Source organism: Thalassobacillus devorans, from assembly GCF_900176565.1.
Taxonomy (GTDB): domain Bacteria; phylum Bacillota; class Bacilli; order Bacillales; family Halobacillaceae; genus Thalassobacillus; species Thalassobacillus devorans_A.
This window is the reverse complement of record NZ_FXEH01000006.1, coordinates 539,503-552,581: the sequence shown is the minus strand read 5'-3', so window position 1 is coordinate 552,581 and position 13,079 is coordinate 539,503. Positions and strand designations below refer to the sequence as shown.

General features: G+C 39.7%; 19 protein-coding genes and 1 other annotated feature. Of the genes, 4 read left to right on the top strand and 15 right to left on the bottom strand.

What is annotated here, in order from left to right; translation table 11 throughout:
- Positions 1–13 precede the first annotated feature (13 nt).
- From B9Y67_RS13625 to B9Y67_RS13585, 8 genes are all read right to left on the bottom strand, one after another.
- Complete coding sequence (locus B9Y67_RS13625) at positions 14–1,273, bottom strand: MFS transporter (RefSeq protein WP_085509187.1); 1,260 nt, start codon at positions 1,271–1,273, stop codon at positions 14–16.
- An 86-nt stretch (positions 1,274–1,359) separates the two neighbouring features.
- Positions 1,360–1,620 (bottom strand) — a binding site (T-box leader).
- 215 nt (positions 1,621–1,835) lie between these two features.
- The gene (locus B9Y67_RS13620) at positions 1,836–2,681 is read right to left on the bottom strand and encodes a nucleotidyltransferase domain-containing protein (protein ID WP_085507300.1); all 846 of its coding nucleotides are present in this window, start codon (positions 2,679–2,681) and stop codon (positions 1,836–1,838) included.
- A gap of 587 nt (positions 2,682–3,268) precedes the next feature.
- Entirely contained in the window at positions 3,269–3,589 is a 321-nt protein-coding gene (gene cutA, locus B9Y67_RS13610; protein WP_085505791.1) for a divalent cation tolerance protein CutA, read from the bottom strand.
- Positions 3,590–3,692: 103 nt separating this feature from the next.
- Complete coding sequence (locus tag B9Y67_RS13605) at positions 3,693–4,595, bottom strand: EamA family transporter (protein ID WP_085507298.1); 903 nt, start codon at positions 4,593–4,595, stop codon at positions 3,693–3,695.
- Between the two features lie 81 nt (positions 4,596–4,676).
- Entirely contained in the window at positions 4,677–5,381 is a 705-nt protein-coding gene (locus B9Y67_RS13600; RefSeq protein WP_085507296.1) for a helix-turn-helix domain-containing protein, read from the bottom strand.
- A 148-nt stretch (positions 5,382–5,529) separates the two neighbouring features.
- Positions 5,530–6,381 carry an AraC family transcriptional regulator gene (locus B9Y67_RS13595; protein WP_085507294.1) on the bottom strand — a complete coding sequence of 284 codons (852 nt, stop codon included), beginning with the start codon at positions 6,379–6,381 and terminating at the stop codon, positions 5,530–5,532.
- Positions 6,382–6,817: 436 nt separating this feature from the next.
- Positions 6,818–7,435 carry a class D sortase gene (locus B9Y67_RS13590; RefSeq protein WP_254901803.1) on the bottom strand — a complete coding sequence of 206 codons (618 nt, stop codon included), beginning with the start codon at positions 7,433–7,435 and terminating at the stop codon, positions 6,818–6,820.
- Between the two features lie 26 nt (positions 7,436–7,461).
- On the bottom strand, positions 7,462–7,917 hold the full coding sequence (locus B9Y67_RS13585) for an excalibur calcium-binding domain-containing protein (RefSeq protein WP_085507292.1): 456 nt from the start codon (positions 7,915–7,917) through the stop codon (positions 7,462–7,464).
- 552 nt (positions 7,918–8,469) lie between these two features.
- Between B9Y67_RS13585 and B9Y67_RS13575 the strand changes: the two genes are divergently transcribed.
- The gene (locus B9Y67_RS13575; RefSeq protein ID WP_085507289.1) at positions 8,470–8,943 is read left to right on the top strand and encodes a hypothetical protein; all 474 of its coding nucleotides are present in this window, start codon (positions 8,470–8,472) and stop codon (positions 8,941–8,943) included.
- Positions 8,944–8,999: 56 nt separating this feature from the next.
- Positions 9,000–9,284: a hypothetical protein gene (locus tag B9Y67_RS13570; protein WP_085507286.1), complete on the top strand. Its 285-nt coding sequence runs from the start codon at positions 9,000–9,002 to the stop codon at positions 9,282–9,284.
- Between the two features lie 63 nt (positions 9,285–9,347).
- Here B9Y67_RS13570 and B9Y67_RS13565 read toward each other — a convergent pair whose 3' ends face one another.
- The 6 genes from B9Y67_RS13565 to B9Y67_RS13540 form a co-directional block, all read right to left on the bottom strand.
- Positions 9,348–9,626, bottom strand: a complete 279-nt coding sequence (locus B9Y67_RS13565) for a type II toxin-antitoxin system RelE/ParE family toxin (protein WP_085507284.1) — start codon at positions 9,624–9,626, stop codon at positions 9,348–9,350.
- Positions 9,627–9,878 carry a hypothetical protein gene (locus B9Y67_RS13560; protein WP_085507282.1) on the bottom strand — a complete coding sequence of 84 codons (252 nt, stop codon included), beginning with the start codon at positions 9,876–9,878 and terminating at the stop codon, positions 9,627–9,629.
- A gap of 116 nt (positions 9,879–9,994) precedes the next feature.
- Complete coding sequence (locus B9Y67_RS13555) at positions 9,995–10,372, bottom strand: FAS1-like dehydratase domain-containing protein (RefSeq protein ID WP_085507280.1); 378 nt, start codon at positions 10,370–10,372, stop codon at positions 9,995–9,997.
- 83 nt (positions 10,373–10,455) lie between these two features.
- Positions 10,456–10,743 (bottom strand): DNA-binding protein, encoded by a 288-nt coding sequence (locus tag B9Y67_RS13550; protein WP_085507278.1) that lies wholly within the window; start codon positions 10,741–10,743, stop codon positions 10,456–10,458.
- A gap of 18 nt (positions 10,744–10,761) precedes the next feature.
- Positions 10,762–11,046: a hypothetical protein gene (locus B9Y67_RS13545; protein ID WP_085507276.1), complete on the bottom strand. Its 285-nt coding sequence runs from the start codon at positions 11,044–11,046 to the stop codon at positions 10,762–10,764.
- Positions 11,047–11,065: 19 nt separating this feature from the next.
- Positions 11,066–11,263 (bottom strand): hypothetical protein, encoded by a 198-nt coding sequence (locus B9Y67_RS13540; protein WP_085507274.1) that lies wholly within the window; start codon positions 11,261–11,263, stop codon positions 11,066–11,068.
- A gap of 178 nt (positions 11,264–11,441) precedes the next feature.
- On the opposite strand from B9Y67_RS13540, the gene B9Y67_RS13535 reads away from it, so the two are divergent.
- Positions 11,442–11,714 carry a hypothetical protein gene (locus B9Y67_RS13535; protein WP_085507272.1) on the top strand — a complete coding sequence of 91 codons (273 nt, stop codon included), beginning with the start codon at positions 11,442–11,444 and terminating at the stop codon, positions 11,712–11,714.
- A gap of 53 nt (positions 11,715–11,767) precedes the next feature.
- On the opposite strand, the gene B9Y67_RS13530 is transcribed toward B9Y67_RS13535, so the two are convergent.
- A complete protein-coding gene (locus B9Y67_RS13530; RefSeq protein WP_085507270.1) occupies positions 11,768–12,142 on the bottom strand; it encodes a VOC family protein in 375 nt (124 codons plus the stop codon).
- Between the two features lie 576 nt (positions 12,143–12,718).
- Here B9Y67_RS13530 and B9Y67_RS13525 point away from each other — a divergent pair.
- On the top strand, positions 12,719–13,075 hold the full coding sequence (locus tag B9Y67_RS13525; protein ID WP_085507268.1) for a hypothetical protein: 357 nt from the start codon (positions 12,719–12,721) through the stop codon (positions 13,073–13,075).
- The last annotated feature ends 4 nt before the right edge of the window (positions 13,076–13,079 follow it).

The following is a 13,079-nucleotide window of genomic DNA, read 5'->3' as shown; positions in this document are numbered from 1 at the left end:
CAATGTAAAAGCATTAATTTACTTCCCATAAACCTTCATTTGTTTCAGTCTCATATACGGGTTCATCAAACTTTTTCTCAAAGTAAAAACTCATCAAACACAATGCGCCTGTAACTAAAAGCATTAAAAATGAACCAATAATTACAGCCAACTTAACAGATAATAATTGAGCAGCTATACCAATAGAAATAGTTGCTACTATGATAATAAACGCTTCGATAAGACCATAAATACTTCCTACCCTCCCCATAACATTAACAGGAATATTATTTTGATAGAAGGTGTGAAAGCCTGTATTTGCAAATGCAAGTGAAAATGATAGCACTACAAACCCTAACGCAGCTATTTCAAAACTTGATGAAAAAGCGTAAACAATATATCCAACGGAAACAAATAACGGTCCCAACCCAATCAATAATGAAGTAGATATTTTCTTAGCAAATAAGGTGTTTACAACTGCGCCCACTGCAATACCAAACCCTGCAATACTTACCAAAAAGCCATACTCCGAATCAGATAACTGTAAAACCTCCTTAGAGAAAGCTGCCTCGAGTGAATCTAAAGCCGTAGCCATTACCATCATCAGGCTAAACAAGAAATAGATCACCATTACAAAAGGAAAGTTATGAGTGAAAATCCTAACTATATTCCAGTCCTTCTTTAGAAGCCCGAAGGATAGGTCAGGAAAACTTTTTTGTTTCCATGTTGAATCATCTAGTTGGGGGAGTAATAAGGTAATTAATCCTGATCCTAAAAATGTTAATGCATTTATATAGATTGCCATGTAAGGAGTTCCTAACATAAAAAGCAGACCAGCTATGGCAGGACCAATCAGAAAGCCACCAGAATCAATGAGACTTCTAAGGGAATTAAACCTTTTTCTCTTTTCTGAAGGTATCAATTTAGTTATGTATGTCATAGAAGTAGGCTCGAAAACTGAACTTCCCATATTGATTAAGAAAACAACCAAATAAATCAGCCAAAGGGATGATATCGAAGGAAGAATAAAGATTAGAACTGCCGTTACTAAATCCAACCTCACCATAAGGTCTCGCTGATTCAGACGGTCGATGATGGTTCCAGACCAGAAGTTAGTGAATATTGTCGCTAAAGGCTTTAGAATGTATAGGGCTGCCACAGCGAGAGGTGAACCCGTCATATCTAAAACAATCAAATTCAATGCAATTAAATAGATCCAATCCCCTATATTTGATAATCCGATACCGAATAGTAGGAGAAAGGGGTTCTTCCACGTATAAAATACTTTCTTTATATCCACATCAAATCCTCCTTCATTATTGACTGATTATCAGTAAAATGATTTTGGTAAATAAAAAATCCCACCCCCAAGACATGTGTCTTGGGGGCGAGATTGTATTTTATCGCGGTGCCACCCCAGTTTATTAATATGTCACCATATTAATCTTGTCGGGTACGACAGACTTTATCGTTGTTTATACCCTAGCTCTATAACGGGAGCTCCCGTCACACTATCCCCTTCAAAAGGTTCCAATATGATGCTCTGAGGCTTGGTTCAGTAAACAATTCCTACCCCTTCTCACCTAACGGGGCTCTCTGTAAGAAAATTGATTTACCTACTCTTCTCTTCATCGCAGTTAGATATTTCTCTACATTATCCTTTTATCTACCAAATTTGTAAATAGTTTTTTTAAAACGGTTCTCAAACCTGTGTCTTCAACAAACCTATCCCATTCTTAAGTAGAGAAAAGGCGATTAATTCTTATTGAATAATCGCCCCTTTAACAGAAGACTTGAATTCGAGATAACTTTGTTGTTTACCCTTTAATTTAAATAAAAAAGAAACAGTAACTATATCACTGAAGTGGTAGATGCATTTTCCTTGTTGGGTTATAAACGTCAAGCCAATTTTCTGTTTCCGCCTCTATCCAGTTTCCAAAGTGACCCAAGAATTTCAATATCTCTTCTGAGCTTGATAAGGGGTTGATTGCGTACCAAAGGGCTGTTCTCATCTCTTGCTCTTTTTCAGGATAGTGCTTCGAAAATAGTTCATAGGCTGGGAATAGATCCCTTGTATACGACTCTTCTTGAACAATGACAAGCGCACAACCAGCCCTCACAATAATTCTCATGATCCATGAACAGCAATCCTTAATGTCCTCAATGTCTTCATTTCCCGTTAAATCATGCTTGGCTTTACTAATTAGAGATGTTAAGTGAATGAGGTGTTCGTTCGCCAAGGAGCTGTCGGGTTTATAATCAGGAAGCTTACTTATTAGGTTTTCACCATAAACACAAATTCCATAGGTTTTTAGAATAAAAGGGATCATAGAGCAATATTTTGACTCTTCAACCTCACTTAAAGGGCTGAATCCTAATTCTATACCGTTGATAAAAGAAAATTTTTGATCAATAAATTGTTCCGTCTCCTCCACCCAATTCAGGTCAAGTTCTTGAGGATTGGAATAGGTTACGATTATTACGTCCACATCCGATACACCTTCAATGTCTAACCCTCTTGGCACAGAACCTCTTATGTAAATGCTGTGAATTTCCTTTGGTAAAGCGTAAAGACAGCTTTCCTTTATAAGTTGGATGACTTCTCTGAATTTCTTATTGATATTTTTGTTATCAGACTGGTTTATGATATAGCCTTTGTCGTCTAAAGAACATAAAGATCCTATTTCTTTAATTTCAGTCATACAAGTCCCCATTCCTTTTTCAGATTGTATTTATTAATAAAATGACCTTTTCCCATACAAAAAAAGCATGTCTTATTCAAGATTTGCCCCCGTTACATGAAGACTCGATTTCAAGATATCGACCTTATAAGAGACTTTACACTTCCATTATTAATGATAAATAATTTATAAAAGTAAACCATCCAAAGGAAGCTATACTTAATGTAAGCACCGTAAGTGAGAGATAAGGGTGATAGCCCGAATTTTTTTTAGATTGTATTAGGAAAAATAATGACCCCAAAATACTTACTACAAATATCAACCCCAAGACAACATTCATTACACTGGACAGCCTGATACCGAAATCAACAAGCACGTTTATTAAGTAAAGTAGGTTAACAATTGCTGATATAGCTAATAATGTTTTCTTCATAGTACCTCCTTAATTGATGGTAGTGTATTTATTGATAAAGTCACCCTATACATAATTCCAATTATTTCAAATCATCTTCAGGAACTCAATCCTTTTTCACTAAAAAGAGACTTATCTTTACTCCAGATAAGCCCCCTATACTTTAAAACTCGATATCAAAAAATCATTCTAAAAGCTACGTAATTAATGGCACGACATTAATTACAGGTTCCTCATATGGATGAATATTTTTAATAATATTTCTTATCTCCTCTATTCTCTTGTAAGGCGACTTAAATTCCATTTTGCACTCTGATCCAAATGTTACTTTATTCTTTTCACCTGAATAAGGTTCTGAAGATTCTAGGGGCCTCCAATACCCTTTGGTCTCAGTATAAGATACTACATGATCATACTCTCCAACAGTTAATACTTTATTTTTGTTCAATTGGTCACGTAAAGGTACAATGTATTCTTCTGGTAATAACACTTCAAACTTCACAAAACTGAAATTCATTGAAATATCCTTTCCTCTTTAATAGTAAAGCCCCCTTTTCATTAAGACTCGGATTCGAGATTATATTGGTTACTTAAATACTGACCCAATATTTTTTCTGCTCTTATTTACTTACATTGGAACCGGATCTTAGCTTTATGTTTTTACTGGAATACTTTGAATTCAGAATTAACGAACCAATCCCTAATAATAAGAAACAGATACCTACCCAAGAAGTTAAAGATAAATGCTCTCCAAGGAAAAATACGCCCAACAGTGCAGCAGTTAGGGGTTCTGCCAATGAAAGAGTAACGGCTGTTGATGAAGGAACATTTATCAGACCTCTGGCAAACAGAAAATAGGCAACGCCGGTTGCAACAATTCCAAGATGGAGACTTACTGCAATGCCATCCCCTTTAGTAATCCATGTCATGTCATAGATAAATAACAATGGGGATAGAAAGATTGCACTAAGTGTAAATACAATCGCCACTATTGAAATGGATGAATTTTTCTTAACTAATTTTCCACTAACCAAAGTATAACTCGCAAAAGATAATCCTGCTACCAAAGCCATTACTATGCCATAAGGGTGTACAATTACAGATTCTCTATTTATAAAAATCATAAAGCACCCTATTATCGATAAAGCAGTTGAATACCACCATACTCTTGTAGGTCTTTTCTTTAAAAAAACCCACTCAATAATTCCGGATAAAACAGGTGCACTTCCAATAGCTACGACTGTTCCTATAGCCACACCTGTCAACATTACGGCAGAAAAAAAGAATGGTTGATAACATGCCATGCTTAAAGAGGCTAGAAGCGTTTCTTTTACTGGCATTTTAAAATTTAACTTCCCTAATAGAAGAAGAAGAATTAATAAAGGAATACCACCTAACGCTAAGCGGGTGACTCCAATTACAACTGGGTGTGCAGTATCTGGAGCGAGAGCCTGGGCCGTACCTGCTGTCCCCCATAAAGTGGCGGCTAGTAAAACTAAGAATGGAGACCATTTCTTTTCCATTTAAATCACCTCAATAAAAAGACCTTAAACCCATTGTAGATGAATCTTACTGCTTCATCTTTACTGAGTTTAAGGTTCTTTTTATCCATTCTTAAGCATTCTGTAGTTTTGTGGAGTCACCCCTTCCCATTTAACAAACCACCTTGTGAAGGAAGAAGAGTTTTCAAAACCTATTTCCTGGCTAACATACGATATGGTCGAAGAAGTGTTCATTAATAATTTTTTCGCTTCTTTTAGCCTTAACTCCGTTATATATACTTTGGGACTTTTACCTGTTGTTCGTTTAAACCATGTAGAATAATAAATAGGATGATAATTTTCTATTCCAGCTAATGTATCTAATGTAATAGTTTCTTTATAATGACGGTGAATATATTCAATTGACGCGGGGTTAGAGCTTTTTAATTTATGTGCTACATATCTGGTTAAATCTCTGAGTGAAGCTGACTCTTTACCCCTATTACCAATCTCGTTTAATAGTAAGAAACGAATCGAAGTCCACTGCTCATCCAACGGTAAATACATGCTTTCTGTATCCCACAATAAAAAACTTTCGGGAATGTCTAAGATAAGAAATTCGTTCCTGACTTTTGAACGAAATTCATGATTATGCGCAGGGGGAAGATAAAAGCAATAATCGGAAGTAAGATTTATTTCTTGAAGAGGAGCACTTATTTCTAAGGAACCTTGTAAAGGAAAAAGAAACTGACCAAAATTATGTTTATGAGATTTAGTCTCACTAGAGTAAGACCTTTTATCACAAATCACCTGGTTACTGTTATCCATCCAAATTCCTCCTTTTAAAATATATATCTGAACTTAAATATACACCTTAATATGGCAAGCAACTTTATTCCGTAGCTTCATATTATCTCGAAACTGAGTCTTACACAAACCTGCCCTTATGCGGAAGACTCAGTTCCGAGAGATTACCCTATTTAACCGGAATCCATATCTCACAATAATAGTCAGGAGAGAAAGGATTACCTTCTAAATATACTTCCATCTCAGGCGTACCTGCATGCTCATAACCACTGGATGGAAACCACTCCGAAAAGATCTGCTTCCAGACTTTAGGCATCGCATCTGGCATTGCACCATGCACTTCGAAAACCGCCCATCTAGAAGCAGGAATCTCCAGGCTTGAAAATCCTTCCGGGATATCCCCGTCATGTGCAGCTGCAATCCAATAGTCCATGTGGTTATCTTTTTTATCGACACATAGGCCCAACAGGCCTTCAACCGGACCATTATTCAAAGAAGCCAATCCTGCACTTGTACCTTTTGCATTGAAATCATCCCACATTTCCGGAATCCCTTTCAGGTTACCTTCATCATTGATGGAAAACTCCCGATTGAGACCAACCACTTGAAATTCCTCTTTTTCTACCATTTTGTATTGCATTGGTTCTGCTCCCTTCAGACTCACCTGGATGACCAGGCGGTTATAAGATTGCAGCTTTCCCGAATTTGTTCTTGCTTTGCTTGGGGTAATACCATGTTGTCTGCGGAAGGCCTTCGAGAAAGCCTCAGGAGTGTCGTAGCCATACTTATAGGCGATATCAATAATCCGCGACTCTGTCCGGTTCAATTCCTCTGCCGCTAACGTTAACCGTCGTCTTCTCAGATATTCCCCTACAGAGGTATCCGTCAACAAAGAAAAAATTCTCTGAAAGTGAAAGACGGAAACATTCGCTTGTTCAGCAATAGATGAGACAGAGATATCCTCCAGTAAATAATCTTCCATGTAGTCAATCGCTTTTTGTAAAGACTCCACCCAAGTCATGCCCCTCACTCCCTTACTTTCATGGTAGCAAAAGCCTTCCTGCTTCTCCGGTCATTTTCTGCTTTGTTGTGTCAGGTCTCTTTTTTCACCAAATAAAAAACACCCAGCCCCATTGTCACCCATGGCAGACTATGCTATGGGAATAACTTAAGCTGACGTAAGGAAAAGATGTCGCTATTCCTATTAAGGTGAAAAGTAAAATAGAAACCGATATGTAAATGGCTGAGATTACTTGATTCATAGAATCCCCTTTCTTCATTCAAGGATTTTCATTTAAAGTGTTTTTCTTTTTTCACATCAACTTGTCCTAATTTACTATTAAAGAGAAGCTGCTTTGGTTATTTTCATAGTGCATTAAAAAAAGAAAGCCCGGGCTGCCATAAGCCCGGGTTTCATTCATACCTTCTGAAAACCAGTCACGCTACCAACAACTATACTACTCTATCAGCTTAGCCTCGACGATATAACGATCCGGGGCATAACCGATGTAATCAAATGGATAACAAGTCGTCAAAGTCAGCGTCGGCTCGTCTTTTTCGACAATGACCGACCGATCATCGGCATCCGTGATCCACGTTTTTTCAATCGCATAGGTGTAGGTTTCCCCGTCATATTGAAGCTCCAGGGTATCACCTTCACCCAGTTCACCTAAACCGGTAAATACCGTGTCCCGATGACCGGAAAGTACCGTATGCCCGCCTTCCCGGTTAGGGACGGTGGTCCATTCGCTTACGTACATGCCTACTCCCTGGCCAAGTGTCTGGTCATCGGTGCCCCAAAAGGTTGAAAACCGCTTCCCGATACCAGGGATATCAAGAGCAGCCACTTTTTCGCCTTTATCTATGTTGTAATTCAATGTCGACGGATCTATCGACGGGGTCACCGGATCAACACTTCCGGTTTCTATACTATCCACTGGCTCATCTGGAGTCCCGGCTTCTGTATCCTGTGGAATATCTTCCACCGATTGCCTGGATTCGTAAAACTGCCAGCCGCTATACGCGAAAATTATAAAGCCGCTCACAAAAAGTACCATCGCAAATTTGCGAATCATGTACACCCTCCAACGTGGTACCAGACTTATTTTCGCTTACGCATTCCAAGCGCACCGAGAGCCATGGCACCAAGGCCGCCAAGAATGCCAAGTGGAAGTGGGCTTGCCGTATCAGGAAGCTTTCCACCCTGTTCTTCTGTCACTTCTTCTGTATCTTCCGTGGTACCTTCATCGCTGGTTTCTTCTTCAGCTGTAGTATCATCTTCCGTGGAGCCATCTTCTGTTTCAGAAGCAGAATCATTACCGTTGTCATTCCTGTTCGTGTCCCCACCTGGGAGACTTTCACAGGCGATGCCGTCTCCGTCACGGTCCAGGCCGTCCGGATCCCCTTCATGAGCATCCATATGTTCCTGCGCTTCCGGCTGGGTATCAAAATCACTGCAATTCCTATCTCCCGAGTGGTCAGCAAATACTGTCGTAGAACCTCCAACAGTTAAAGCGGAAACTAAAATTGTACTGGATAATAACTTTTTTACTTCCATCTTCTTAATCGCCTCCTAGAGATAATCGCTTATGATTGTTGTTTGACAACAGCACTGTAAAGGTGAACCGGTTTGTTAATCAAGGGCCACAGAACCATAAGAAAAGAACCCCTTTAAGTTTTCAGAAGGTGACATTTTCCTGATGTCGAAACACCAGGAAGGCTATATGGTTAATTATCCATAATATGACATAATTTTCAAGGAATAACTGATAATACAAATAATCTTTGAAAATGATATGCGCCAAACGCGCAGGTTCTTAGACATAATTACCACATCCGGACAGCTTCCTGCTCTTTCTCCTTCATACTGTCCGAATACCGCCCCTTTTCGGACAACTTCTCGCTCTTTTCCCCTCTTCCTGTCCAAACACCACCCCAATTCGGACAACTTCACGCTCTTTCCCCCTCTTCCTGTCCGAACACCACCCCAATTCGAACAACTTCACGCTCTTCCGCCCTCTTCCTGTCCGAATCATGAGATCCACCTCCATCAATAGATAGTGAAACTTTTTCCAATTTCAAACGTACCTTATGTAAGGAGGTAGATCGGATGACTCAAGTAAAAGAACTCATTTTTCAAGACGCCAGGCGCCAACTGATTACAGGCGCTGCTTTATCTTTTATTGCTCTTATCTTTATCATCGGCTTCATTACCATGAACCCAAGCGGAATACTTATTTCTCTCGTGTATAGCGCCATCTTTACGATAAGCGGGCTCGGTTTGTTGCGGACCGGCTATCTGGACTGGCAAAAAGCCAAGCAGACAGAAGTCGATTTCGAAACCGATGACTCAAATGCCACGTACGAATGCGTTCCTGCCCGGATGTACCTCGGACAAAAGCCGATGAAATCCTATCAGGCGGGTTTATTTGCTATGGATGGCGAGCTTTATGGGGAAATTCAGGAAGAAGTCGGCCTCAAACAAAAAATTCTGACAAGTATCACCGCTATTATGTCGTTTGATACCGTGCGTTCAGCTGATTTCCTATTAAAAGATAAAACGGAAGCCTGTTATATAAAGTAGAAAAGAAAGGTGGGTTCTCGTGGCGGGGTTACGTGCAGAACAGGCAGGGGCACTACGTGGCCTATACGAAAGATACGAAAAATAAAGGGAAGCAAATCACACAATACATCGAGCACGACCAGTGGCGCTGGAGCGCCGAGGGTGATGCCGTCATCGGCCATTTCACCATTACTGATCAGGATGGCGCAACATGGGCGATCATCAAGCGGGGAGCCATTCCCACAGAAGCGGTCGATCGCTTCGAACGTATGCCCGGATACTTAGTAGAATGGAAAAAACGAGATAACATTCCTGCATCACTGATTGCATTTCTATTTTTGTTGCAATCAAGAGATCGATAATAAAAATGGTCTGCCCCAGCCGTTTAGGAAGGGCAAACCATTTCTTTTGATTCTTATGTGAAGCTATTTTTCTTGTCTAAAATGCTTAAAATATTCTATATAGCATGTCTTTTTGTCAGGTGAAAAAGAATAGTACACTACAAAGTTATCGATAATTACTTTATAGCTACCTTCCCATCCATGGTGGTCTTGCACTGGAATACTTGTGCCTAGTAAAGGAATCTTTTTATCTATCTTTTTCACTAATCTCTTTTTGTATTCTTTAGTCTCTTGCAAAGTGAAACGGTTACTTTTAATATTTTGAAAAGCCTGGAAAGCTTGTTTTGTCCACTTTATTTCCATTTAAACTTTACCTTGATCAATCAATTCCAATACTTCTTCAGTTGAATATATATTTTCGTCCATAATATCCTTTTTGGCTTGTAGCAACTTTTGCTTTAAATGAGGATCTATTTCCACATCTTCTTTAACTGTTGTTTCTGAGGTTTCAATTACCGATAAATAATAATTTTTCCCATCAACCTCAACGATCATTTCATCTTCCTGAATAATTTCTTTGAATAATTTTGCCTCATTACCTTCAAGTTTTTTCATGAATCCACCACCACATAAGTAGTATTTATTCATATTATACCACAAGAATAACACAATCACTCCAGGCTAAATTTGTGGGCTTAGACCTCCCCACCTAAAACAAACCATAATATTTTTTATAGAATAACTCCAGCAAAATTCCCTTTCAGCACTTCCTTTTCCTTTTGATTGGTACAGGAAAAGGAAGCCATAATCTCTGTTCGATTGTTCTCTGTCTTTTCAAAGTTGTCAATGGTCGCTTCACAAACGATGGTGTCCCCGGTAAATACCGGCCTCATAAACTCGAAGTTCATCGTCCGGGCGAGGACGTTATAATCTCCACCGATTTTCGTCGGAAGGGTGGCCGTAAGTAATCCTTGCACGACAAGCCTCCCCTGCTCATCCGGGGTTAAATGATGCACGCCCTCATCCCCGGAAATATTCGTAAATAACTCCACGTCTTCTTTTGTAAATGTCCGTTCGAAGGTGATCGTATCCCCTGCTTTTAATGACAACGCTATTCCTCCTTGCAGTTATCTCGCTAACTCCTACTTACGGCACTCACCTGGAAAGTTCCCCTACCACTCTAAAAACCCCCTCATTTTGCTAAGTTCAACAGCCACTCCCGCAGCTTTTCTTTTGGAAAGTAAACATTCCCATTAATTGAAAGGTGCGGAATATCAGGATGTTCTTGTCTTAAAGCATTGGCATCCTTCTTAGAAATCCCCATAAAATTATGTACATCTTTTTCAGGAATCAGTTCATGTGCCCGATCCTCATCTTCAAACGCATCCAGCAGACTTTTCCCATCAGGCTCTTTGAAATTCTTCAGCCCTTCTCCAATAAAAAATCCTGCTGCAGCGATACCTAAAGCTATCCACATCATCGATAGTCCCTCCAATATTTACTCGCTTCTTACCTGCTTCTTAACAATACCCATCAACAGTACGACCAGCCCGATCAAAAAAATAACCGCAAAACATACTGCCATCATCATTCCTCCGGCGAACCCGTCTCCTACGATGTTCGCAAAAATGATACCAATAAGGAATGACAAAAAGGGTGCGATGACGAATAATACCGTCGTACCCCACACGACATATTTACGTTTCACGGACTTTCCAGCACTCAAAAAGTGAGCAAAGAACACAGTTGCCAAAATCACTCCAATTGGGACGGCAAATACCATTCAAAACCACCCCCCCATTTCACGGAATAAAATCAAACGCATCCTTAAACAGCTTTCCGACGCCTCGGAAAAGAAAGAAAATCAGACGGAGCGGTAAAATCAATAACTCAGGCACCCAGAATAAAAGATCGAAGAAACCATCCCAAAACGTATAATCACCTTTCTTCTTCCGCGCTCTCCTCGTCTTTTTCTTCTTTTCTTCCCACCGGTCCCACATCCCTAGATCATCTCCCAACCGTTTCTGCTGTTATACATTCTACGAACCACTCACTAAATCGTTTCAACTTTTTCCCATTCTTAATTGTCACAGTAGGGATTTTTTGCCATAATTATACTATTGTTACATAACACCACATACTTTATTAATCTATGATGAACGGTGGAGGCGAGTACCATTGGATAAAAAGTTACTAATTTATACCATTCTGGGAAACTTTTCATTTGCAATACTTGCTATCTATGCTTTTGTTGAACTTCATGTACAAGACTCCTTTCCTGTTTTAGGAATCGTCTTGTTTTCACTGGCGACTTGGATAATCGCCGACTATATCGCTTTGCTCCATCGGCGATCGGATGATAACCATCGGCTGTTGTGGATTGGCAAGGCTACGCTTATAACCACCTTCATTATAGGAGGAATGGTGTGGGCAACCATTTATTTTCAATAAAAAAGAGTCTGACTAACACCAATGCCTGCCAGACTCTTACCTCTTCATCCTCTTCACTTTTCCATCACAGCAAAATAATTCTCTTCCTCGTCGGCAAAATTAAACACGCTTCCAGAAGGCATCTCAACAATTTCCCCGACCGTCATATTTTTACCGGATAAGTCCTTATGTAACTGATCGAGGTTATCCGAAAAAAACATTAAAGACGGCGTGTCGAGATTCATGTCAGGATACATTTTTGCAATCAATTGTTTATCATGAAGAACAATGCTTGACCCCGCGCCTTCTGCTGGCGCCATCTCAATCCACCTCATGTCCCCATTACTTTCATCCGCAATCACCCGAAACCCAATTTTCTCCGTCCTGAAACTGACTGCCTTATCCTGATCATTGACATACACCATCACTTGTCCGAGTTGATTAATCATCAGGTTCCTCCTTAATAAATAGTTCGTTTATTAATTTCTACACCCCCGACGATACTCCTCTAGTTCCTCTCATAAAAAATGCCCCATAAAAGTAAATATTCTCTCAATGGGGCAGGTATTGCTTGCTTTGCCAGAGCTAACCTGGCATTATTAGCCTTCTTTAAGGACAAATTTTGCTTTTCCAGGGACTAACCTGTCCTTATTTACCCTCTTTTTGGACAACTTTTGCTTCTTCCCGGGCTAACCTGTCCTTATTTACCCTCTTTTGGACAACTTTTGCCTTTTCCCGGGCTAACCTGTCCTTATTTGCCCCCTATTCGGACAACTTTTTCCTTTACCGGCGCTAACCTGTCCTTATTTGCCCCCATTTCGGACAACTTTTTGCTTGGACAAGGCTAACCTGTCCTTATAAGTCATCATTGAGGACACGCTCGCGCTTTTTTAACAACAACCTCTCCTCTTAGGCACGTCTTTTCGATAACAGAGTGGGTGTTAGGCATTTTTATGTGGTACCATGAACATTTATAATTTATATCAAGTAAAAAGGAGGTGTTCATCATCAAGTTAATATGGCTGTTGCTTTCTTTAGTGCCACTACCGTTTTTATTTCATTACTACGAAACCACTCAATACATAAATGGAGGAGAAGCTCCTTTCCTGTTTCCTGGCACAATTTTATTCGTGATTGTGGTCGGTTTGTTGTCTGTAAAGGTCAAACTCCGTTATATCATGGCCGTAAATCTCGTAACTATCATGGTGTCGGTATTGCTGGGAAAAGAATGGATCACTCCACCTAATGTGACCTGGTTTAAACCCTTGACTCAGGATTCAGTAGTAATTTTCACAGGAATTGTCCTCTTAATAGGAAAATTGGTGGTCCGTTTGATTGCAAAAATCATAAGGAATATAAAAGAAAACCACTTTCCTTCCTAGCATA

Coding starts and splice junctions, on each gene's coding strand:
- cutA (WP_085505791.1), bottom strand. CDS start 3,589: ATGAATTTCAGTTTTGTGAAGTTTGAAGTGTTATTACCAGAAGAATAC.
- B9Y67_RS13530 (WP_085507270.1), bottom strand. CDS start 12,142: ATGATTAATCAACTCGGACAAGTGATGGTGTATGTCAATGATCAGGAT.
- B9Y67_RS13550 (WP_085507278.1), bottom strand. CDS start 10,743: ATGATGTGGATAGCTTTAGGTATCGCTGCAGCAGGATTTTTTATTGGA.
- B9Y67_RS13540 (WP_085507274.1), bottom strand. CDS start 11,263: ATGTGGGACCGGTGGGAAGAAAAGAAGAAAAAGACGAGGAGAGCGCGG.
- B9Y67_RS13590 (WP_254901803.1), bottom strand. CDS start 7,435: ATGATTCGCAAATTTGCGATGGTACTTTTTGTGAGCGGCTTTATAATT.
- B9Y67_RS13600 (WP_085507296.1), bottom strand. CDS start 5,381: ATGGATAACAGTAACCAGGTGATTTGTGATAAAAGGTCTTACTCTAGT.
- B9Y67_RS13565 (WP_085507284.1), bottom strand. CDS start 9,626: ATGGAAATAAAGTGGACAAAACAAGCTTTCCAGGCTTTTCAAAATATT.
- B9Y67_RS13585 (WP_085507292.1), bottom strand. CDS start 7,917: ATGGAAGTAAAAAAGTTATTATCCAGTACAATTTTAGTTTCCGCTTTA.
- B9Y67_RS13545 (WP_085507276.1), bottom strand. CDS start 11,046: ATGGTATTTGCCGTCCCAATTGGAGTGATTTTGGCAACTGTGTTCTTT.
- B9Y67_RS13575 (WP_085507289.1), top strand. CDS start 8,470: ATGACTCAAGTAAAAGAACTCATTTTTCAAGACGCCAGGCGCCAACTG.
- B9Y67_RS13620 (WP_085507300.1), bottom strand. CDS start 2,681: ATGACTGAAATTAAAGAAATAGGATCTTTATGTTCTTTAGACGACAAA.
- B9Y67_RS13595 (WP_085507294.1), bottom strand. CDS start 6,381: ATGACTTGGGTGGAGTCTTTACAAAAAGCGATTGACTACATGGAAGAT.
- B9Y67_RS13605 (WP_085507298.1), bottom strand. CDS start 4,595: ATGGAAAAGAAATGGTCTCCATTCTTAGTTTTACTAGCCGCCACTTTA.
- B9Y67_RS13560 (WP_085507282.1), bottom strand. CDS start 9,878: ATGAAAAAACTTGAAGGTAATGAGGCAAAATTATTCAAAGAAATTATT.